The 20,844-nt window shown below is 38.4% G+C and carries 23 protein-coding genes; all 23 read left to right on the top strand.

Features of this window, described 5'->3' with window-relative positions; genetic code table 11:
• Window positions 1–14 precede the first annotated feature (14 nt).
• The 23 genes from AC4PG8_RS13040 to AC4PG8_RS12930 all read left to right on the top strand — a co-directional run bounded on the left by AC4PG8_RS13040 (window position 15) and on the right by AC4PG8_RS12930 (window position 20,840).
• Window positions 15–1,508 carry a DUF6056 family protein gene (locus AC4PG8_RS13040; RefSeq protein ID WP_010991333.1) on the top strand — a complete coding sequence of 498 codons (1,494 nt, stop codon included), beginning with the start codon at window positions 15–17 and terminating at the stop codon, window positions 1,506–1,508.
• 139 nt (window positions 1,509–1,647) lie between these two features.
• Window positions 1,648–1,893, top strand: coding sequence for a type B 50S ribosomal protein L31 (locus AC4PG8_RS13035; protein ID WP_003726356.1), 246 nt, complete (start codon window positions 1,648–1,650; stop codon window positions 1,891–1,893).
• 221 nt (window positions 1,894–2,114) lie between these two features.
• Window positions 2,115–3,401: a homoserine dehydrogenase gene (locus AC4PG8_RS13030; RefSeq protein WP_003768381.1), complete on the top strand. Its 1,287-nt coding sequence runs from the start codon at window positions 2,115–2,117 to the stop codon at window positions 3,399–3,401.
• A 2-nt stretch (window positions 3,402–3,403) separates the two neighbouring features.
• Window positions 3,404–4,459, top strand: coding sequence for a threonine synthase (thrC, locus tag AC4PG8_RS13025; protein WP_492170427.1), 1,056 nt, complete (start codon window positions 3,404–3,406; stop codon window positions 4,457–4,459).
• Window positions 4,459–5,325, top strand: coding sequence for a homoserine kinase (thrB, locus tag AC4PG8_RS13020; protein WP_492170426.1), 867 nt, complete (start codon window positions 4,459–4,461; stop codon window positions 5,323–5,325). The genes thrC and thrB overlap by 1 nt, the downstream gene beginning before the upstream one ends.
• A 122-nt stretch (window positions 5,326–5,447) precedes the next feature.
• Window positions 5,448–6,023, top strand: a complete 576-nt coding sequence (locus tag AC4PG8_RS13015) for a thymidine kinase (RefSeq protein WP_003764010.1) — start codon at window positions 5,448–5,450, stop codon at window positions 6,021–6,023.
• 22 nt (window positions 6,024–6,045) lie between these two features.
• A complete protein-coding gene (gene prfA / locus AC4PG8_RS13010; protein WP_003764009.1) occupies window positions 6,046–7,122 on the top strand; it encodes a peptide chain release factor 1 in 1,077 nt (358 codons plus the stop codon).
• Window positions 7,109–7,960 (top strand): peptide chain release factor N(5)-glutamine methyltransferase, encoded by an 852-nt coding sequence (prmC, locus tag AC4PG8_RS13005; RefSeq protein WP_492170425.1) that lies wholly within the window; start codon window positions 7,109–7,111, stop codon window positions 7,958–7,960. The genes prfA and prmC overlap by 14 nt, the downstream gene beginning before the upstream one ends.
• Window positions 7,961–8,259: 299 nt before the next feature.
• On the top strand, window positions 8,260–9,297 hold the full coding sequence (locus tag AC4PG8_RS13000; RefSeq protein ID WP_492170424.1) for an L-threonylcarbamoyladenylate synthase: 1,038 nt from the start codon (window positions 8,260–8,262) through the stop codon (window positions 9,295–9,297).
• Window positions 9,294–9,701, top strand: a complete 408-nt coding sequence (locus tag AC4PG8_RS12995) for a low molecular weight protein arginine phosphatase (RefSeq protein ID WP_045552592.1) — start codon at window positions 9,294–9,296, stop codon at window positions 9,699–9,701. Before AC4PG8_RS13000 ends, AC4PG8_RS12995 begins: the two co-directional genes overlap by 4 nt.
• A 135-nt stretch (window positions 9,702–9,836) precedes the next feature.
• Window positions 9,837–11,078: a serine hydroxymethyltransferase gene (gene glyA, locus AC4PG8_RS12990; protein ID WP_003772282.1), complete on the top strand. Its 1,242-nt coding sequence runs from the start codon at window positions 9,837–9,839 to the stop codon at window positions 11,076–11,078.
• Window positions 11,079–11,215: 137 nt separating this feature from the next.
• On the top strand, window positions 11,216–11,845 hold the full coding sequence (gene upp / locus AC4PG8_RS12985; RefSeq protein ID WP_003764001.1) for a uracil phosphoribosyltransferase: 630 nt from the start codon (window positions 11,216–11,218) through the stop codon (window positions 11,843–11,845).
• 117 nt (window positions 11,846–11,962) lie between these two features.
• Window positions 11,963–13,102, top strand: a complete 1,140-nt coding sequence (gene wecB, locus AC4PG8_RS12980) for a non-hydrolyzing UDP-N-acetylglucosamine 2-epimerase (RefSeq protein ID WP_185501437.1) — start codon at window positions 11,963–11,965, stop codon at window positions 13,100–13,102.
• Between the two features lie 470 nt (window positions 13,103–13,572).
• Entirely contained in the window at window positions 13,573–13,740 is a 168-nt protein-coding gene (locus AC4PG8_RS12975) for a hypothetical protein (protein ID WP_077904850.1), read from the top strand.
• A 193-nt stretch (window positions 13,741–13,933) separates the two neighbouring features.
• The gene (locus AC4PG8_RS12970; protein WP_003729250.1) at window positions 13,934–14,332 is read left to right on the top strand and encodes an ATP synthase subunit I; all 399 of its coding nucleotides are present in this window, start codon (window positions 13,934–13,936) and stop codon (window positions 14,330–14,332) included.
• A gap of 6 nt (window positions 14,333–14,338) precedes the next feature.
• Window positions 14,339–15,055, top strand: coding sequence for a F0F1 ATP synthase subunit A (gene atpB / locus AC4PG8_RS12965; RefSeq protein WP_003723468.1), 717 nt, complete (start codon window positions 14,339–14,341; stop codon window positions 15,053–15,055).
• 71 nt (window positions 15,056–15,126) lie between these two features.
• Window positions 15,127–15,345 (top strand): F0F1 ATP synthase subunit C, encoded by a 219-nt coding sequence (gene atpE / locus AC4PG8_RS12960; protein ID WP_003723467.1) that lies wholly within the window; start codon window positions 15,127–15,129, stop codon window positions 15,343–15,345.
• Window positions 15,346–15,432: 87 nt separating this feature from the next.
• The gene (gene atpF / locus AC4PG8_RS12955; protein WP_003739784.1) at window positions 15,433–15,945 is read left to right on the top strand and encodes a F0F1 ATP synthase subunit B; all 513 of its coding nucleotides are present in this window, start codon (window positions 15,433–15,435) and stop codon (window positions 15,943–15,945) included.
• Window positions 15,942–16,481: a F0F1 ATP synthase subunit delta gene (locus AC4PG8_RS12950; protein ID WP_160464806.1), complete on the top strand. Its 540-nt coding sequence runs from the start codon at window positions 15,942–15,944 to the stop codon at window positions 16,479–16,481. The genes atpF and AC4PG8_RS12950 overlap by 4 nt, the downstream gene beginning before the upstream one ends.
• Before the next feature lie 26 nt (window positions 16,482–16,507).
• On the top strand, window positions 16,508–18,022 hold the full coding sequence (atpA, locus tag AC4PG8_RS12945) for a F0F1 ATP synthase subunit alpha (protein WP_003739782.1): 1,515 nt from the start codon (window positions 16,508–16,510) through the stop codon (window positions 18,020–18,022).
• A 37-nt stretch (window positions 18,023–18,059) separates the two neighbouring features.
• Window positions 18,060–18,932 carry a F0F1 ATP synthase subunit gamma gene (locus tag AC4PG8_RS12940; RefSeq protein WP_003723463.1) on the top strand — a complete coding sequence of 291 codons (873 nt, stop codon included), beginning with the start codon at window positions 18,060–18,062 and terminating at the stop codon, window positions 18,930–18,932.
• A 60-nt stretch (window positions 18,933–18,992) separates the two neighbouring features.
• The gene (gene atpD, locus AC4PG8_RS12935) at window positions 18,993–20,414 is read left to right on the top strand and encodes a F0F1 ATP synthase subunit beta (protein ID WP_003772293.1); all 1,422 of its coding nucleotides are present in this window, start codon (window positions 18,993–18,995) and stop codon (window positions 20,412–20,414) included.
• A 21-nt stretch (window positions 20,415–20,435) separates the two neighbouring features.
• Entirely contained in the window at window positions 20,436–20,840 is a 405-nt protein-coding gene (locus tag AC4PG8_RS12930) for a F0F1 ATP synthase subunit epsilon (RefSeq protein WP_003723461.1), read from the top strand.
• Window positions 20,841–20,844 lie beyond the last annotated feature (4 nt).

Genomic DNA, 20,844 nt, shown 5'->3' with positions numbered 1-20,844 from the left:
AGGGATGTGTATCTATGATAAATAGCATAAAAAAAGATGGCGTCAAGATTGGAATTTTTAGTTTTATTGTTTTTTTGTTTTACTTATATCTGTCTTATTGTACCCCGTTAACTCATGATGACTGGACTTGGGGCATACGACTTGGAATGAATCGTTTTTATGATGGTTTTAAAGACTATAATGGTCGTTATTTTGGTAATATATGTGAATTAATAATTACTAGAGTAGATTGGTTCCGCTTTTTAATCATGGGAGTATTTGGAGCTGCAATAGTAGTAATACCCCTTTTAATTGCAAAAGCAACAAAGTTAACTATCGCTTTTCTAAGTCTATTCTTGATGCTAGGTGTTTCCAGTGATATGTTTTCTTCTACTTTTGCGTGGGCAGCTGGTTTTGCTAACTATAATACTGCAACGATTTGTATTTTAGTATATTTACTAATTGTGAAGAATATTTTTTATGAAAAAAATCCTAGTTATTCAGTTTGGTTGGTAATATTTGCTGTTCCACTTGGAATTGGCTCTCAATTGTTTGTAGAACATGCTACAATTTATAATGTATTTGCTGGTGCGTTTGTTATAATTTATAGCTTTATGAAATTTAGAAAGTTCTTTTATTTCCATATTGTATACCTTATTTCAGCCCTCATCGGAGCAGTTATAATGTTTTCTAATGGTGCCTATGTAAAAATATTTACTGGCGCAGATAATTATCGAACAATTGATACTGATATGGGAATTTTTGAAAAAATTTATTCAATTTTCTCAACTAGCATGTATAAGTTTTTAATTATGAACAATATTTTATTGAACTTTGCATTGGCTATATTTTGTATTTTCTTGTTAGTGAAAATTGGAACTAATCTACCTATTTGGAAGGTATGGGTTAAAAACATTTTCATGGTAATACTAACTATATATCCTTTCTATCGACCACTTATTGTTGATAGAATGCAGTTAAGTATTTTTACGGATGTAGCTAAGACTTCAGAACTTGAAGCTTGGATTTCATTATTATTTTACTTAACTATTCTATTTACTATCATTTTATTTTTCCGAAAGAGTTCTTTAAAAGTGGAGCTAAGTTTTTATCTAATTTCTGCAGTATTCGTTGCAGGACCGTTATTCTTTGTAACTCCTTTTGGATCAAGATGTTTTATTATTTCCTATACATTTTTTGTTTTATTTATTATACGACTTCTTGTTTATTTTGTGGATGAGGGATATGTTAATCTAAATGCTATCAGTGTTCCGATTATAACTCTTTCTTTATCTTTAGTAGTCGCGTATGGTATTATTTTTGCTCAAATAAAAATATCTGATAATGACAGAATGGATAGTATTCAAAAACAAATTGACGAAGGTAAAAAAGTGGTAACTGTTAAACCACTAAAACATGAGAAATTCTTATGGAATAGTAGGTTAATGATTCCTGGATTCCAAGCAGATAACTTCAAGATTTTCTTTAACTTACCTAAAGATATAGAACTTAAAAATGCGCCTAAGTAAAAATTAAAGCAAATGGATTATCTAAAGCACAAAAATAATCTTGCTTGTTTGCTTCAACATTGTTATAATGTTTATACTGTGTGTAAAAGCACTTAATTACTCTGTTTCAGATGATTCAGGGCGAAGGAGTTGAAAAGAAATGAAAACTGGAATTCATCCTGAGTACCGTCCAGTGGTATTTGTTGATACTAGTACTGATTTCAAATTTTTGTCAGGTTCTACTAAGAGCTCAAGCGAAACAATTAAATGGGAAGATGGCAACGAGTATCCATTACTTCGTGTCGAAATCTCTTCTGATTCGCACCCGTTCTATACTGGTAAACAAAAACATGCGACTGCAGATGGCCGTGTGGACCGCTTCAACAAAAAATACGGTCTCAAATAAGACTGTATGTAACGAACGAAATAATTTGCGCACTCAGCTTTTGCTGGGTGTGTTTTTTTATGGAAATTTTCCCCGTAACTACTAAAAATAAAAACTTTTCCTTCAAGGGTTTACTTTTCCCTGTGAAGTTGCGTATAATATCACTAATTACTTTTTTTATGAGTAGGTAATAAAAAAGTTAAATTTTCTGTTTTGTTAAACAATAATAAGGAGGTTTTCAAGTGGAAGCAAAGTTACAAGTAGGTGTGTTAGGATTTGGAACGGTAGGTAGCGGTGTTATTCATATTTTAGAAGAGCATCAAGAAAAAATTAGTCAAGTAACTGGCTATCATATTTCTGTAAAGAAAGTGCTAGTTCGTGACTTAGAGAAAAATCGCCGTTATGAAACAAAAGGTTTTGAACTAACCACCAATCCGTCTGATGTACTGGATGATCCAGAAATTGCTGTTGTTGTCGAGGTTATGGGCAGCATCACAACTGCGCGGGAATACATTTTGCAGGCCTTGAAAGCTGGAAAGCATGTTGTAACTGCGAATAAGGATTTGATTGCGCTACATGGCGACGAATTGGTGGCAGTTGCACAAGCTAACAACTGTGATTTGTTTTATGAAGCAAGCGTTGCAGGTGGAATTCCAATTTTACGTACAATCGTAAATAGCCTTGCAGCTGATAAAATTCAAAAAGTAATGGGAATCGTCAACGGGACGACCAATTTCATGCTAACAAAAATGACGACAGAGAAAAAGTCATATGAAGAAGTTTTAGCAGAAGCCCAAGCATTAGGTTTTGCAGAATCCGATCCAACAAATGATGTGGACGGCATTGATGCAGCGAGAAAAATGGTTATTATGACAAGACTTGCATTTGGTATGAATGTGAATTTAGATAATGTAGAAACTAGTGGTATCCGCGGAATTTCTCCAGAAGATATTGAAGTGGCATATCAATTAGGCTATAAAATTAAACTAGTAGGTACAGCAGAAGAAACAAATGGAACAGTTAATGTAAATGTCGGACCAGTGTTACTACCAAAAGCACATCCGCTTGCAGGCGTTAACTATGAAAATAATGCTGTATTTGTAACAGGTGCAGCCGTTGGGGAAACCATGTTTTATGGTCCCGGAGCTGGCGAATTACCAACAGCAACCAGTGTTGTTAGTGATTTAATTACCGTCGCAAAAAACAGCCGTCTAGGTACAAACGGCAATGCTTTCAATAGTTATAAACACGAAACGAAACATACGCCGAAAGAACAAGTTTTCTCAAAATATTATCTACGTCTAACAATGGATGATAAAACAGGAACTTTCCTTAAGTTAACACAAATTTTTGCAGAAGCAGGCGTCGGTTTTGATAAAATTTTACAACAACCATATGATGATTTTACAGCGACAGTTGTTATCGTCACACACTCAACAAGTCAAGCGCAATTAGAACAAGCTATTACTAGAGTGAAAAATGAGCCAGAAATGCAAATGCTCGCAAAATATTCCGTTGTGGAGGGTTAATTATGTATAAAGGTTTACTAGAAAAATATAAAGAATATCTACCAGTAACTGAAAAAACGCCAATGATCTCACTTGCGGAAGGAAACACACCACTTATCCCATTACCAAATTTATCAAAAGAACTTGGAGTAACTTTATATGGAAAATATGAAGGGTTAAATCCAACTGGTTCTTTTAAAGACCGCGGAATGGTTATGGCTGTGGCTAAAGCGAAAGAAGAAGGTGCGGAAGCGGTTATTTGTGCATCGACTGGGAATACTTCAGCAGCGGCGGCGGCATATGCAACACGTGCGGGATTAAAAGCATATATTGTTATTCCAGAAGGTAAAGTTGCTTTAGGAAAATTAGCACAAGCAGTCATGTATGGCGCTGACATTATCTCGATTCAAGGTAATTTTGATGAAGCTTTAAAATCTGTTCGTGAACTTGCTGAAACAGAAGCAGTAACGCTTGTAAACTCAGTAAATCCTTATCGTTTAGAAGGGCAAAAAACGGCTGCATTCGAAATCTGTGAGCAATTAGGTTCTGCTCCAGATGTTCTTGCAATTCCAGTCGGTAACGCCGGAAATATTTCTGCATACTGGAAAGGTTTTAAAGATTGGAACGAGGCAAACGCTTCTGGACTTCCACGGATGCATGGATTTGAAGCAGAAGGAGCGGCTGCAATTGTCCAAGGGAAACCGATTGATAACCCGGAAACAATTGCAACAGCGATTCGTATCGGAAATCCAGCTAGTTGGGAGCTTGCAGAAGCAGCTCGCGACGAATCTGGCGGATATATACATTCTGTAACAGATGATGAAATTGTTAATGCTTATAAAAAAATTGCAGCACAAGATGGAGTCTTCATTGAGCCAGGTTCTGCTGCATCACTAGCTGGAGTTATTCAACATGTGGCGAATGGAACAATTAAACAAGGGGAAAAAGTCGTTTGTGTCTTTACTGGAAATGGCTTAAAAGATCCAGATACAGCAATGAGCGTACATGAAATTCCGATTTCCCATGTAGATGATATTGAAGCAATGCGTACACATTTACGTTCAGGAGTGAAAGCTTAATGCGTATTCGTGTCCCGGCAACAACGGCTAATCTTGGGCCTGGTTTTGATTCGTGTGGTTTAGCATTAACGTTATATCTTACTTTAGACATTGGCGAAAAAGCGGACTCTTGGTATATCGAACATAATATTGGCGGCGGGATTCCGCATGATGAAACCAATGTGATTATCGAAACTGCCTTAAACCTAGCGCCTAATTTAACACCGCACCATTTAGTGATGACATGTGATATTCCGCCCGCTCGTGGACTTGGTAGTAGTTCGGCAGCGGTTGTTGCGGGAATTGAATTAGCCAATACACTTGCTGAACTTAACCTTTCAAAAGAGGAAAAAGTCCGGATAGCTGCTGAGATAGAAGGTCATCCTGATAATGTAGCGCCAGCTGTTCTTGGAAACTGGGTAGTTGGAGCAAAATTGGACGGAGAAGATTTCTACGTACGTCATTTATTTCCCGATTGTGCTTTGATTGCTTTTATTCCAAAAGCAGAACTGTTAACTTCGGAAAGTCGCGGCGTTCTTCCTGAAACACTTCCTTTCAAAGAAGCGGTCAAAGCAAGTAGTATTGCGAACGTGATGATTGCAGCTATACTGCGCAATGATATGACTCTTGCTGGAGAAATGATGGAACGCGATTTATGGCATGAAAAATACCGTAGTAAATTAGTGCCACATTTAACACAAATTCGAGAAGTTGCTAAAAACAATGGTGCTTATGCTGCTTGTTTAAGTGGTGCTGGCCCAACTGTATTAGTATTTGCTCCGCGAGACGTTGCAGATACGCTTCAAACATCTTTACAATCACTTGAAATTGATGCAGACGTTCTTCTTCTTGATGTTGAAGGAAGCGGCGCAGAAGTTTTTCGTTAAAATCAAGCTATGTCCACTTGCGGCATAGCTTTTTTTTATGAAGACAAAACTATATGTCCCAATTTGTACGGCTCTATGATAAAATAGGAAAAGAGTTTATAAAGTTAAAGGGAGCGGTCTTAATGGCACAGTTATTTTTCCGTTATGGTTCCATGAATAGTGGGAAAACCATTGAAATTCTAAAAGTCGCACATAATTATGAAGAACAAAATAAAACAGTCGCTATCTTTACTTCAGGTATTGATGATAGAGACCAAGTAGGTTTCATTTCAAGTCGAATTGGACTGAAACGAGAAGCAACCCCTATTTTTAGTGACACAAATATTTTTGAAATCGTAGCGAATATTAAACCGAAACCAAATTGTGTTCTTTTAGATGAATCACAATTTCTAGAAAAAGAACATGTTTTTCAATTAGCAAAAATAGTGGATGACTTAAATATCCCAGTAATTGCTTACGGTCTGAAAAATGATTTTAGAAATGAATTATTTGAAGGCTCGAAATACCTGCTGCTATACGCGGATAAATTAGAAGAAATGAAAACAATTTGCTGGTTTTGTGCAAAAAAAGCAACGATGGTTCTGCGCGTTGATGACAAAGGAAAACCAGTTTATACAGGCGAACAAATTATGATTGGCGGAAATGACCACTATTATCCAGTGTGTCGCAAATGCCATGCCAATCCACCAATAAAATAAGGTAAAGAGGTGTTGAAATACAATGTATGATCGATTACAGGCGGTGGAAGACCGTTACGATGAATTAAATGAATTATTAAGCGATCCAGATGTAGTATCTGATCCAAAGCGACTACGCGACCTTTCCAAAGAACAGTCAGGAATCACGGCAACAGTCGAAACCTACCGTGAATACAAAAACGTGAATGAACAAATTGATGAAACAAGAGAACTTCTAGGAGAAAAATTAGACGATGAAATGCGAGAAATGGCAAAAGAAGAATTCGCGGAACTTCAAAAAGAAAAAGCTGAACTAGAAGAACGCCTAAAACTATTACTCGTTCCAAAAGATCCTAACGATGATAAAAACGTTATTTTAGAAATTCGCGGGGCAGCTGGTGGAGATGAAGCGGCTTTATTTGCAGGCGATTTATTCCGGATGTACAGCAAGTATGCTGAATCTCGAGGTTGGAAAGTCGAAATCATGGACGCTAACCCAACTGGTATTGGCGGTTACAAAGAAATTATTGCGATGATGAACGGCAATGATGCTTTTTCCCGAATGAAATATGAAAATGGGGCGCACCGTGTTCAACGTGTTCCAGAAACCGAATCTGGTGGCCGAATTCATACTTCCACAGCGACAGTAGCCATTTTGCCAGAAGCGGAAGAAGTGGAGATTGAGCTACACGACAAAGATATTCGCACAGATACATTTGCTTCTACTGGTGCAGGTGGTCAAAGTGTCAATACGACGATGTCAGCAGTCCGACTAACCCATATTCCAACGGGGATTGTTGTTTCGATGCAAGATGAACGTTCCCAGTTAAAAAATAAAGATAAAGCGATGAAAGTGTTGCGCGCACGTGTTTACGATAAATTTGAACGTGAAGCTCGCGAAGAATATGATGCAAACCGCAAATCTGCTGTAGGAACGGGTGACCGCTCTGAACGGATCCGGACTTACAACTATCCGCAAAACCGCGTAACCGACCATCGTATCGGCTTAACTATTCAAAAGCTAGATCAAATTATGGAAGGTAAACTCGATGAAATCATTGATGCGCTTATCCTAGAAGATCAAACAAGTAAATTGGAGCATTTAAATGACGCAAATTAATCAATTGCTAAAAAATGCAGAAGCCATCCTTCTTGAAAAAGGGTTGGATCAAAATGCAGCAGAAATTTTATTAGAAACCAGAATGGGACTTACGCGTTCTGAACTTTGGATGGAAATGAGCCGCGAACTTGAACCGAATCACGAAAAACAATTTCAAGAAGACTTTGCAAGATATTTAGCGGGAGAACCGGTTCAATATATTTTGAAGACAGCGCCTTTTTATGGATATGATTTTTTAGTAACAGAAGATGTGCTAATTCCACGACCTGAAACAGAGGAACTTGTAGCCACAGCAGAAGCTTTTTTGAAAAAACATCCGCTTAGGAGTCTGCTTGATGTTTGTACTGGAAGCGGGATTATTGCCATTGCGCTAAAAAAAGCATTTCCGGATATGACAGTGACAGCTTCGGATATATCGGCCGCAGCACTTGCGATTGCTAAAAAAAATGCTTTATTACTAAATGCCAATGTGCGTTTTGTAGAAACTGATTTACTCGAATCCTTCAAACAAAATAACGAGCGATTTGATATGATTGTTGCTAATCCTCCATATATTTCTGAAGCCGAAAAAGCAGAAATGTCGGATTATGTCTTAAAAAATGAGCCATCGATTGCTTTATTTGCCGAAAATGATGGGCTAGCAATTTATGAACGTTTTGTGGATAACTTAAAATATGTGCTGAATCCGTCCTTTTGGGTGGGTGTGGAGATAGGTTATACACAAGGTGAACGAGTAAAACAACTATTTGAAAAAAGTTATCCACACGCAACGGTCCTTATCCACAAAGATATTAATTCAAAAGATCGTTACGTAACATGCTCTAATATACTGGTATGAAGACGTTTCTGTAAAAGGGACGTCTTTTTTTAATGAAAGTTATCCACAAAACTGTGGATAAAATGTTGTGCAAAAAAATATTTTAATCAAATCTTAATAAAGAAAATGGCTTTTTTACTTAGTTTTAAGAATTATCCACATTTCACAAGAAGTTATCCCCATTGACAAAGTTATTATCCACAGTTTGGGGATAACTCGTGTTCAAAACTTAGCATTTTCCAAAATAAAAAACAATACTGTAAAAATAGCTTAGAAAACGTTAAAATATAATAGAAGTTATGTAAAGGGGACTGGAAATCATGCAAACTATCCATTGGAAAATAAATAAGCAACAATCAAATAATTTAATCTATCAAAAAGCAGCAGAACTACTTCAAAATGGAGAATGTGTGGCTTTTCCGACCGAAACTGTTTATGGGCTGGGAGCAGACGCGACAAATCAAGCTGCCATTCAAAAAATATACGCAGCAAAAGGGCGTCCGTCAGATAACCCGTTAATCGTCCATATTGCTAAGCGTGAACAAATGGATCAATTTATCGCGAGTTATCCCCCAAAAGCGCTCCAACTAATGGAAGCATTTTGGCCAGGTCCTCTAACGGTTATTCTCCCTTTAAAAAAAGACAGTCTAGCAGCTAACGTTTCTGCTGGCTTATCCACAGTGGGCGTCCGCATGCCGGAACATCCAGTAAGCCTAGAATTAATAGCAACAGCGAATATTCCTATAGCAGCCCCGAGCGCCAATCGTTCCGGAAAACCAAGCCCAACCACAGCCGAACATGTAATAGAAGATTTAGACGGAGAAATTGCCGGTATTATTGACGGCGGTCCTACGGGTGTTGGTTTAGAATCAACTGTGATAGATTGCTCACTTGATGTACCCATTATTTTGCGTCCGGGTGGCATTACTAAAGAACAAATCGAGCAAGTCATCGGCGCAGTTGATTTATCGACCAATAGCACGACAGAAACAGAAAAACCAAAAGCGCCAGGCATGAAATATACTCATTACGCGCCAAAAGCACCAGTTTATCTTGTAGAAGGTTCTAGCCAATTTTGGCAAAGTGAGATTAATAAAGTGGAAATCGCGGGGAAAAAACTGGGTATTTTAGCTACAAAAGAATTGACGAGCAAAGTGGCTACAAGTGCGGTCATTCAATCAACCGGCAGCATTAAAGCAATGGGTGAGATAGCTACTAGTCTTTACAAAGGCTTACGGGCTTTTGACCATGCCGATGTTGATATTATTTTTGCCGAAGTCTATCCAGAAACAGAACTCGGAGCAGCGATTATGAACCGATTAGAAAAAGCTGCTGGGAATAGGAGGATTAGCGAATGAATATTTTATTTGTCTGTACGGGAAATACTTGCCGAAGTCCATTAGCCGAAAAAATTTTACAAAATATGCGACCTGATTTAGAAGTTCGTTCAGCAGGGACTCGCGCATTAGACGGGGACACTATATCGGAAAACGCTCGCGAGATACTTCTGCAAATGAATTTACCAGGGGAACATGCCGCGAAGAAAATTACAGAAACCGATATTGACTGGGCTGACGAGATTTATGTAATGACAAAAAATCACCAAGCTGAGCTAAAAAGTATTTTTCCGGCCGCGAGCAACAAAATCCAGTTGATTTCTGAAGATGAAACAGACATTACAGACCCATTCGGAGGACCAATTGAACAATATGAAATTACCTATTACGAACTAAAAAGTGCAATTTCCGAACGTTTTCAATAAGTGAAGCGCTTCACTATCGGAAATTGCGTTTTTTTACTCCAAAATACTTGCTTTTCTACCCAATTTAAGTAATTATTAAAGATAATACATAACAGTTCACTTGAAAAATTTATCAGAAAAGGATGGGGTCCACAGATGGTCTATTTACAAAAGCAAGATAAGGAAGTTTTTGATGCAATTAAGTTAGAACTTGGTAGACAACGCGCGAATATCGAATTAATCGCATCTGAGAATTTTGTTAGTGAGCAAGTAATGGAAGCAATGGGTTCTGTATTAACGAATAAATATGCAGAAGGTTACCCTGGAAAACGTTACTACGGCGGATGTGAATTCGTGGATATTGTGGAAGATTTAGCACGCGACCGGGCGAAGAAATTATTTGGCGCTGAATATGCGAATGTTCAACCACACTCAGGCGCTCAAGCGAACATGGCAGTTTATCATACTGTGCTTGAACCAGGCGACACAGTGCTTGGTATGAACCTTTCACATGGTGGCCATTTAACACATGGTAGTCCAGTGAACTTCAGTGGCGTTTTATACAATTTTGTTGAATACGGCGTTCGTGAAGATACGAAAGAAATTGACTATGAAATCGTTCGTGAAGCAGCATTAAAACATAAACCAAAAATGATTGTAGCTGGAGCAAGTGCTTACCCACGTAAAATTGATTTTGCTAAATTCCGTGAAATTGCTGATGAAGTTGGCGCATACTTAATGGTTGATATGGCGCATATTGCTGGTCTTGTTGCAGCAGGTTTACATCAAAATCCAGTTCCTTATGCTGATTTTACAACTACAACCACTCATAAAACCCTTCGTGGACCTCGTGGCGGAATGATTTTAGCAAAAGCTGAATGGGAACAAAAATTAAATAAATCGATTTTCCCAGGAATTCAAGGAGGACCATTAATGCACGTAATCGCAGCGAAAGCCGTGGCATTTGGTGAAGCGTTACAACCTGAATTCACTGCGTACTGTGAACAAATCATTCGCAACTCTAAAAAATTAGCAGAAACACTTCAAGCTAATGATGTTGCTGTTTTAACAGGCGGTTCGGATAATCATTTACTATTAATTGATTTAAAACCACTTGGCTTAACAGGAAAAGCTGCTGAAAAAGTATTAGATGAGGTTGGTATTACCGTGAATAAAAATACCATTCCATTCGAAACGGAAAGCCCCTTTGTCACAAGTGGTATCCGTGTAGGAGTTGCGGCAGTTACAACACGTGGTTTCGATGAAGTAGCTATCGAAAAAGTGGGAGTGCTTATTTCTGAAGTGCTACACAACTTAGAAAATGAAGAAGTTTTAGCAGATGTAAAAGCTCGTGTAGCTACTTTAACAAATGAATATCCGCTTTATCCAAGTTTATAAAATAAGTGAGCCGGTTTTTTCTGAATTTTAGAGAAATCCGGTTTTTTTCATGTATAGCAAATTAATCCTTGCACTTGTGTCTTGTTCTGATACAATAAGAGAAGGAAATTTTCAATATCAAAGGAGCGAACTAATCGATGGCAAACGTACACGTAATTAATCACCCTTTAGTACAACACAAATTAACAATTATTCGAGATAAAAATACGGGAACAAAAGCATTCCGCGAACTTGTAGATGAAGTCGCTACATTAATGGCGTACGAAATTACACGTGATATGGAACTTGAAGACATCCAAGTTGAAACACCACTACAAACAACAACTGCAAAAACACTTACAGGTAAAAAATTAGGTGTAGTGCCTATTTTAAGAGCTGGTCTTGGTATGCAAGATGGTATTTTAAAACTTATCCCTGCTGCTAAAGTAGGTCATGTAGGTCTTTACCGTGATCATGATACACTTGAACCAGTAGAATATTTTGTAAAACTACCTTCTGATGTGGAAGAACGTCTTTTCATCGTTGTAGATCCAATGCTTGCAACTGGTGGATCAGCAATTATGGCTATCGATTGCTTGAAAAAACGCGGCGCTCGCAACATGAAATTCATGTGTCTAGTAGCAGCTCCTGAAGGCGTTAAAGCTCTTCAAGAAGCACATCCTGATGTAGAAATCTATGTGGCTGGCTTAGACGAGAAGCTAGACGAAAATGGTTATATCCGTCCAGGCTTAGGAGATGCTGGCGATAGATTATTCGGAACTAAATAATTAACAATCTCCTCGGTTTAGTGAGATAAGGAATTATAAACAGTGCTGCTTTTTGGCAGACTGGAAAATTTTTTGTCGAGCTATTTCTGAGGAGTTTTTTTATAAGGAGGTTCGCAAGTGGCTAAAATCAAAGTAATGAGCATCTTTGGAACAAGACCAGAGGCAATCAAGATGGCGCCGCTCGTTTTGGCATTAGAAAAAGAATCAGAAACGTTTGAGTCAACGGTAGTTATTACCGCGCAACACCGTGAAATGTTGGATCAAGTCCTAGAAATTTTTGATATAAAACCTGATATTGACTTAGATATAATGAAAAAAGGACAAACCCTCGCGGATATAACTTCACGCGTAATGAACGGAATTAATGATGTTATTGCTAAGGAAAATCCTGATATTGTCCTAGTTCACGGTGATACGACTACAAGTTTTGCCGCCGGACTAGCTACTTTTTATCAACAAAAAAAGCTTGGACATGTCGAAGCGGGACTTAGAACTTGGAATAAATATTCGCCGTTCCCAGAAGAAATGAATCGTCAATTAACTGGAGTAATGGCGGATATGCATTTTTCTCCGACGAAGCAAGCTAAAGAAAACCTGCTTGCGGAAGGGAAAAATCCAGCCACTATTTTTGTAACAGGAAATACTGCCATTGATGCACTTAAAACAACTGTTCAAGAGGATTATCATCATCCTATTTTAGAGAATCTTGGTGATAATCGCTTAATACTCATGACTGCTCATCGGAGAGAAAATCTGGGAGAACCTATGCAAGGTATGTTTGAAGCGGTTCGCGAAATCGTCGAGAGTCGTGAGGATGTGGAACTTGTTTACCCGATGCATTTAAATCCAGCTGTCAGAGAGAAAGCGACGAATATTTTAGGCGGTCACGAACGTATCCATTTGATTGAACCACTGGATGCTATTGACTTTCATAATTTCTTACGCAAATCTTATCTTGTTTTTACTGATTCAGGCGGTGTACAAGAAGAAGCGCCTGGCATGGGAGTACCTGTTTTAGTTTTACGAGACACAACAGAACGCCCAGAAGGCATCGAAGCAGGCACGTTAAAACTAATTGGGACGAGTAAAGAAAATCTCATAAAAGAAGCATTAGAATTACTTGATAATAAAGAAAGCCATGATAAAATGGCGAAAGCGGCCAATCCATATGGTGATGGACTTGCTGCAAATAGAATTTTAGAAGCAATCAAAAGTCAGTTTAATGGAACGAAGCGACCAGAAGATTTTATCGTGTAAAACACAGTGGAAAACTAGGCGTTAAAAGTCTAGTTTTCCTCTTTTTTTAGAATGAAAGCGCCTTATTGTTACAGATATGTTACACGCTCGATTTTCACTAGTTCTTTTATGTTACATGTGATAAGATGGTCAATGTTATTAATATAAGAGCCCAAAAAATAGCTTGTTTTTAGCATAGGGATAGAAGACTGCGCTCAGTATTCACTACAATCCCGCCGACGCTAGTTTTCGCGTTGACTGAATTGGAATTTATACGGGCACTCTATATCAAAATGCAACTCATGATAAGTGAGTCCGGCTGTTTTTTCCGTTCTTTTTCTTGGGAAAAGAACTTTCGGTCGCGAAATTTGCGAATAATCGTATCGAATTCTTTTACCAATAATGGTAGAAGTTTTTTTATTTGTACGAAAGAGAGTTTTTGTCGCCTTTTTTGTGAAATATCACACGAACAGGAGGCAAGTTTTCCATCGATTACGGAGGTGTTGATTGCTGTTAAATGGACAAAGATAATTCTGGCGGAGCAATCTAAGAAACGACTAGATTTTGAAATCAAAAAAATCTCAGAAATAATGGGCTATTCTTTTATGGATAGGGTCAATTGTGGTACTATTAGTAATAGATGTACGCACAATTTGTGAAAGTGTATTGACTTTTCTCTTTTGGCTGTTGTATGCTAAGAACTGACACGCTGATAAGGCTTTCATGTGTGTTTGGGATTGGGATGAATTGGGGAAAATGTGCTTGTTTTCACAAACCAAACTTACTCCCTGAGATTTCAAAATGGTCATCTGGAAAGAAAAATCTTTTGAAAAAGAAAGGATTGCGCCCCGAATGTTAGAATCGCTAATTGGCATGTATCATCGTCATCAAAAGTATATGGTTCTTTTTATTGCTGTTTGCCTTTGTGGATGGTTTTTAACCCCTTACATACATATTTTCTTGGGACTTAAATTGGGTTTAATCGTCGGCTGGTTTAACTACTGGTTATTAATGAGGCGTACACAATCAATGACTAGAGCTTTGGCTGAAAATCGTTCTTTTTATGGTATGGGAATGCCATTTAGAATGGGGAGCGTGTTATTTGCTACTATTATAGCGACGCAACTGCCGGAATATTTTCATGTTTATAGCATGGTAATCGGACTTGGGCTTGCATATGCAATTATTTTTCTAGATTTTTTTGTGTATTCCATGTACCGCAGAAAAAAGTTTTTAAAAAGAGAGGGGTGAACCTAATTGGAAGAGGAATTTCCAACGATAAGCCTATTAGGGATCGACTTTAATCTATCTAATATTTTGATGATTACTGTGACTTGTGTCATCGTTCTTCTAATAGCCATTATCTGTACCAGAAATCTGCAACGCCGACCTACCGGAAAGCAGAACTTCATTGAATGGGTTATGGATTTTGTCAGAGGTATTATTAATAGTAATATGGATTGGAAAACCGGTGGGAGATTCCATGTGCTTGGTATTACGCTACTAATGTTTATTTTCGTAGCTAATATGCTAGGACTGCCATTTCAAATCGCGATTAACGATGAAGTATGGTGGCGTTCACCTACAGCGGATCCAATTGTCACATTAACACTTGCGATAATGGTTCTTGGCTTAACGCATTACTATGGTATTAAAATGCGTGGTTTCAAGCACTATTTTGTTGGTACTTACTTTAGTCCAATGAAATTTTTATTCCCACTTAAATTAGTAGAAGAATTTGCTAATACTTTAACGCTTGGTTTACGTCTTTACGGTAATATTTTCGCCGGCGAAGTTTTGTTAACCATCATTGCAACACAACTTGCTCATATGAACATATTTGTAGGTGTGCTAGCAATAATTCCTGCGTTACTATGGCAAGGATTCTCAATTTTCATTGGGGCAATTCAAGCGTACATTTTCACTATGCTGACCATGGTTTACATGTCGCATAAGGTAAGTGACGAACATTAAACTAACTTTCAAATAAGTCATTTATAAAAGTAATAAAAAATAATATTTAGAAAAATTAGGAGGATAATTATATGTCTTTAGGTGTTATTGCAGCTGCTATCGCTGTTGGATTAGGTGCATTAGGTGCGGGTATTGGTAACGGTCTTATCGTATCAAAAACTGTCGAGGGTGTTGCGCGTCAACCAGAAGCGCGTTCTATGCTACAAACAATCATGTTCATTGGTATCGGTCTTGTTGAGGCCCTTCCTATCATCGCTGTAGTTATTGCGTTCATGGTTCTTAATAAATAATTTGAAGGAAGTTGAGGAAATAAAACCTCATCTCTTTCGTTTTGAACGAATAATTCAAGCGAATGTATAGAAAGGAGTGAAACTGGCGTGTTACAACCACATTTAGTAATTGGTTCCGCATTTACGTTTGGTGATGCATTCTTCACACTTTTTGCTTTCGCGATTTTGCTAGTTTTAATCCGAATTTATGCTTGGAAACCTCTTATGGGAGTTATGAAAGAGCGTGAAGAGCATATTGGTTCTGAAATTGATGCGGCTGAAGAAAGCCGTGCTCAAGCAGAACAACTACTTGCCGAACAAAAAAGTGTTTTACAACAAGCTCGTGTTGAATCTCAAACAATGATTGAGAATGCAAAACAGCTTGGTGAAAAAGAACGCGAAGAAATTGTCAAAACTGCTAGACGTGAATCAGAACGTATAAAAGAAGAAGCAAAAGCCGATATTGCACGTGAAAAAGAAGATGCTATTTCTGCTCTTCGTGAACAAGTCGGTTCCTTATCTGTTCTTATTGCATCGAAAGTCATCGAAAAAAATCTGGATGAAAAAGAACAATCTAACCTTATCCAAGATTATATCGAAAGGCTAGGGGATGACAAATGAGTAAAGATTTGGAAGTTGCAGGTCGCTATGCCAATGCGCTTTTTCAAGTAGCTCAAGATAAAGATTTAGTCGACGTTTTTTCAGACGAACTAACTGAATTAAAAGCGGCATTAAATGCAAATAAAGATTTTGTAAAACTACTTGAAAATCCTACTTTCACGACCGAGCAAAAGAAAAATCTTGCCAGCGCTGTTTTTGAAAAAATCAATCCGACATTAAGAGATTTTATTTATCTTTTAATTGACCGTAGCAGAGAAGATTATCTTTCTGTTATTGCGGACGTTTACCAAAAACGCGTAAACGACTTGCGCGGAGTTGCGGATGCAGATGTTTATTCTGTTGTCCCGCTTTCTGAACAAGAACTTACGGCGCTCTCGAGAGTATTTGCTGCGAAAATGAACAAAACAAAATTAAACATTCAAAATCACATTGATAAATCCCTTCTTGGGGGAGTCAAAGTGGTTATTGGAACCCGTATATATGATGACAGTCTAAAAACGAAATTAAAGGACATGGAACGGCAAATTAAAGCCTAGTTTCCGTTTAACGAGGGGTGAAATCAATGAGCATTAAGGCTGAAGAGATCAGCTCAATCATAAAACAGCAGATTGAAAATTATCAATCTGAACTAAAAGTGAGTGATGTTGGTACGGTTACCTACATTGGTGACGGTATTGCGCGTGCTCATGGACTCGATAATGCAATGGCTGGTGAATTGTTAGAGTTCTCAAATGGTGTAATGGGTATGGCCCAAAACTTAGAAACAAATGATGTTGGTATCATTATTCTAGGTCCTTACACTGAAATCCGTGAAGGCGATGAAGTTCGTCGTACCGGTAAAATCATGGAAGTTCCTGTTGGCGAAGCGCTTATTGGGCGTGTAGTTAACTCATTAGGTCAACCAGTTGATGGTTTAGGACCTATTGAAACAACTGGAACTCGTCCTATTGAAGCAGTAGCACCTGGTGTTATGCAACGTCAATCGGTAAACGAACCATTACAAACAGGTATTAAAGCGATCGATGCACTTGTTCCTATTGGTCGTGGTCAACGTGAGTTAATTATTGGTGACCGCCAAACTGGTAAAACATCTGTAGCAATTGATACTATTCTAAACCAAGCTGACCAAGACATGATTTGTATTTATGTCGCTATCGGTCAAAAAGAATCTACTGTTCGTAATGCCGTAGAAACTTTACGTCATCACGGTGCGTTAGATTATACAATCGTCGTAACTGCAGCAGCATCTCAACCAGCGCCACTTCTTTATTTGGCACCTTATGCTGGTGTTGCTATGGCTGAAGAATTCATGTACAGCGGTAAACACGTTTTAGTTGTATATGATGACTTATCCAAACAAGCAGCTGCTTATCGTGAGCTGTCTCTATTACTTCGTCGTCCTCCAGGTCGTGAAGCTTATCCAGGGGATGTTTTCTACTTGCACTCCCGTTTACTTGAACGTGCTGCAAAATTAAATGATAGCTTAGGTGGCGGATCCATCACGGCTCTTCCATTCGTAGAAACACAAGCCGGAGACATTTCCGCTTATATTCCTACAAACGTTATCTCAATTACTGACGGACAAATCTTCTTGCAATCTGATTTATTCTTCTCCGGAGTACGTCCAGCGATCAACGCCGGACTTTCTGTATCCCGTGTAGGTGGATCAGCGCAAATTAAAGCAATGAAAACTGTTGCCGGAACACTTCGTCTAGATCTTGCCGCTTACCGTGAGCTAGAATCCTTCTCACAATTCGGTTCTGACTTAGACGCAGCTACTCGTGCGAAACTAGAACGTGGTAAACGTACAGTAGAAGTTCTAAAACAAGATTTGCACAAACCTTTGAAAGTTGAAAAACAAGTATTGATTCTTTATGCACTTGTTCATAAATATCTGGATGATGTACCAGTTCATGATGTTCTGCGTTTTGAGTCCGAAATGAATACATGGTTTGATCATAATCACCCAGAGCTTTTGGAAGAAATTCGTACAACGAAAAAACTTCCTGACGAAGCGAAACTTGAAGCAGCATTAAAAGAATTTAAAAATACATTTGTTCCTTCTGAAGAAAAATAATTTAGACTCGGAATAAATTCAAAGGTGGTGAAAATCTTTGGCATCTTTAATCGATATTAAACAACGAATAACTTCTACGCGTAAAACAAGTCAAATTACAAAAGCGATGCAAATGGTATCAGCAGCAAAACTAGGTCGTGCAGAATCAAATGCTCGTTCATATGAGCCTTACGTTTCTAAAATTAAAGACGTAGTAACACATGTTGCTAGCACTGGTAACAGCAGCGACCATCCAATGCTTGTATCTAGACCTGTTCACCGTACTGGTTATATCGTACTTACTTCTGATACTGGACTTGCAGGTTCTTACAACAGTTCTGTAATTAAAGAAGTATTTCAAGAAATTAATAAAAAGCATACGTCAAGTGATGAATATGCAATAATCACTGTAGGTAGATCTGCTCGTGACTTCTTCAAAGCGCGCCAAATGAACGTGGTTTTAGAAGTACAAGGTATTACAGATCACCCGATATTTGCGGAAATTAAAGATATTGCTAGTAACACAGTTCAAATGTTTGAAGATGGTGTTTATGACGAGGTTTTCATTTATTATAATCACCATATCAATTCTATTTCTAGTGAACTGAGAAAAGAGCAACTACTACCACTGACGGAATTTCACGAAAAAGGTAAAGAAACGGATGTAGATTTAACTACTTACGAATTTGAGCCTTCCGAACAAGAAATCCTGGAAGTATTATTACCGCAATATGTGGAAAGCCTAATTTTCGGAGCACTTCTGGATGCCAAAGCCGCTGAACATGCTGCTCGTATGACTGCCATGAGAAGCGCGACAGATAATGCATCCGATTTAATCAGTGACTTATCACTACAATATAACCGTGCTCGCCAAGCTGCGATCACGCAAGAAATTACCGAAATCGTCGGAGGAGCAGCCGCACTAGAATAGAAGTCGGCGTTTCTTGTAACGTCCCAATAAATGGGAAGGTAAGTGAGGAGGAATAATTGCATGTCTAAAGGACAAGTAATCCAAGTTATGGGTCCAGTTGTAGACGTTAAATTTGAAGGTGGAAACTTACCTGAAATCTACAACGCCCTAGTTATTGAATATAAATCTGATGCAGAAGAAGCACCAACTAGCCAACTTACTTTAGAAGTAGCCATCCAATTAGGTGATGACGTTGTGCGTACAATCGCAATGGCATCAACAGATGGTGTTCAAAGAGGTATGGAAGTTATTGATACTGGGAGCCCAATTACCGTTCCAGTTGGTACAGTAACTCTTGGTCGTGTATTTAATGTATTAGGAAACACCATCGATTTGGACGAACCACTTCCAAGCGATATTAAACGTAATAAAATTCACCGTGAAGCTCCAACTTTCGATCAATTAGCAACAACAACAGAAATTCTTGAAACAGGAATTAAAGTTGTTGACTTGCTTGCTCCATACTTAAAAGGTGGTAAAATCGGACTGTTCGGTGGTGCCGGTGTAGGTAAAACCGTTCTAATTCAAGAGCTTATCCATAATATCGCACAAGAACACGGTGGTATTTCAGTGTTCGCAGGCGTTGGAGAACGTACTCGTGAAGGGAACGACCTTTACTTTGAAATGAAAGATTCTGGCGTTATTGAAAAAACAGCGATGGTATTCGGTCAAATGAACGAGCCACCAGGTGCGCGTATGCGTGTAGCCTTAACTGGTTTAACAATTGCTGAGTATTTCCGTGATGAAGAACATCAAGACGTACTTTTATTCATTGATAACATTTTCCGTTTCACACAAGCTGGTTCAGAGGTTTCGGCTTTACTAGGTCGTATGCCATCTGCGGTAGGTTACCAACCAACCCTAGCTACTGAAATGGGTCAATTACAAGAACGTATTACTTCTACTAACGTTGGATCCGTTACTTCTATCCAAGCGATTTATGTGCCAGCCGATGACTATACTGACCCGGCTCCGGCTACAACTTTCGCCCATTTAGATGCAACAACTAACTTGGAACGTAAATTAACGGAACAAGGTATTTATCCAGCGGTAGATCCACTTGCTTCTACATCCCGTGCTCTTTCTCCTGATATCGTAGGTGAAGAACACTATGAAGTAGCAACGGAAGTACAACGTTTACTACAAAGATATAAAGAACTTCAAGACATTATCGCTATCCTTGGTATGGATGAGTTATCTGATGAAGATAAACAATCTGTTTCTCGTGCGCGTCGTGTACAATTCTTCTTATCTCAAAATTTCCACGTTGCAGAACAATTTACAGGCCAAAAAGGTTCTTATGTCCCTGTTAAAGAAACAGTTAAAGGATTCAAAGACTTATTAGCCGGAAAATACGACCATATTCCTGAAGATGCATTCCGTTCAGTTGGACGCATTGAGGATGTTCTTGAAAAAGCAAAAGATATGGGCGTTGAAGTCTGATAAAAACAGGAGGAAATACGTATGGGTTCATTAAATGTTAGTATTGTTACTCCAGACGGCCCTGTTTATGAAGGCGTTGCTCAAATGGTTATTGCTAGAACAAAAGCAGGTGAACTCGGTATTTTACCTGGCCATGTTCCACTAGTTGCTCCACTTAAAATCGACATCGTTCGTTTAAAAGTTGAGTCTGGTGAGGAATGGGTCGCTGTAAATGGTGGCTTTATGGAAGTAAACGGTGAAGAAGTTAACATTCTCGCGGATACTGCTGAACGCGAACAAGATATTGATATTGATCGCGCTGAAAAAGCAAAACAACGTGCAGAAGAAGAACTTAGCCGAGCAAAAGAACAAAAAGTGGATGAAGTAATGGCTCAACTAGCACTACAAAGAGCTATCAACCGAATTCACGCGAAAGAACACAATTAATAAT

The sequence above is a fragment of the Listeria sp. MAN/IMW/UF555 genome, from assembly GCF_058684075.1.
Note: the sequence above shows the minus strand (reverse complement) of the source record. Positions and strands in the feature narration are given on the sequence as shown.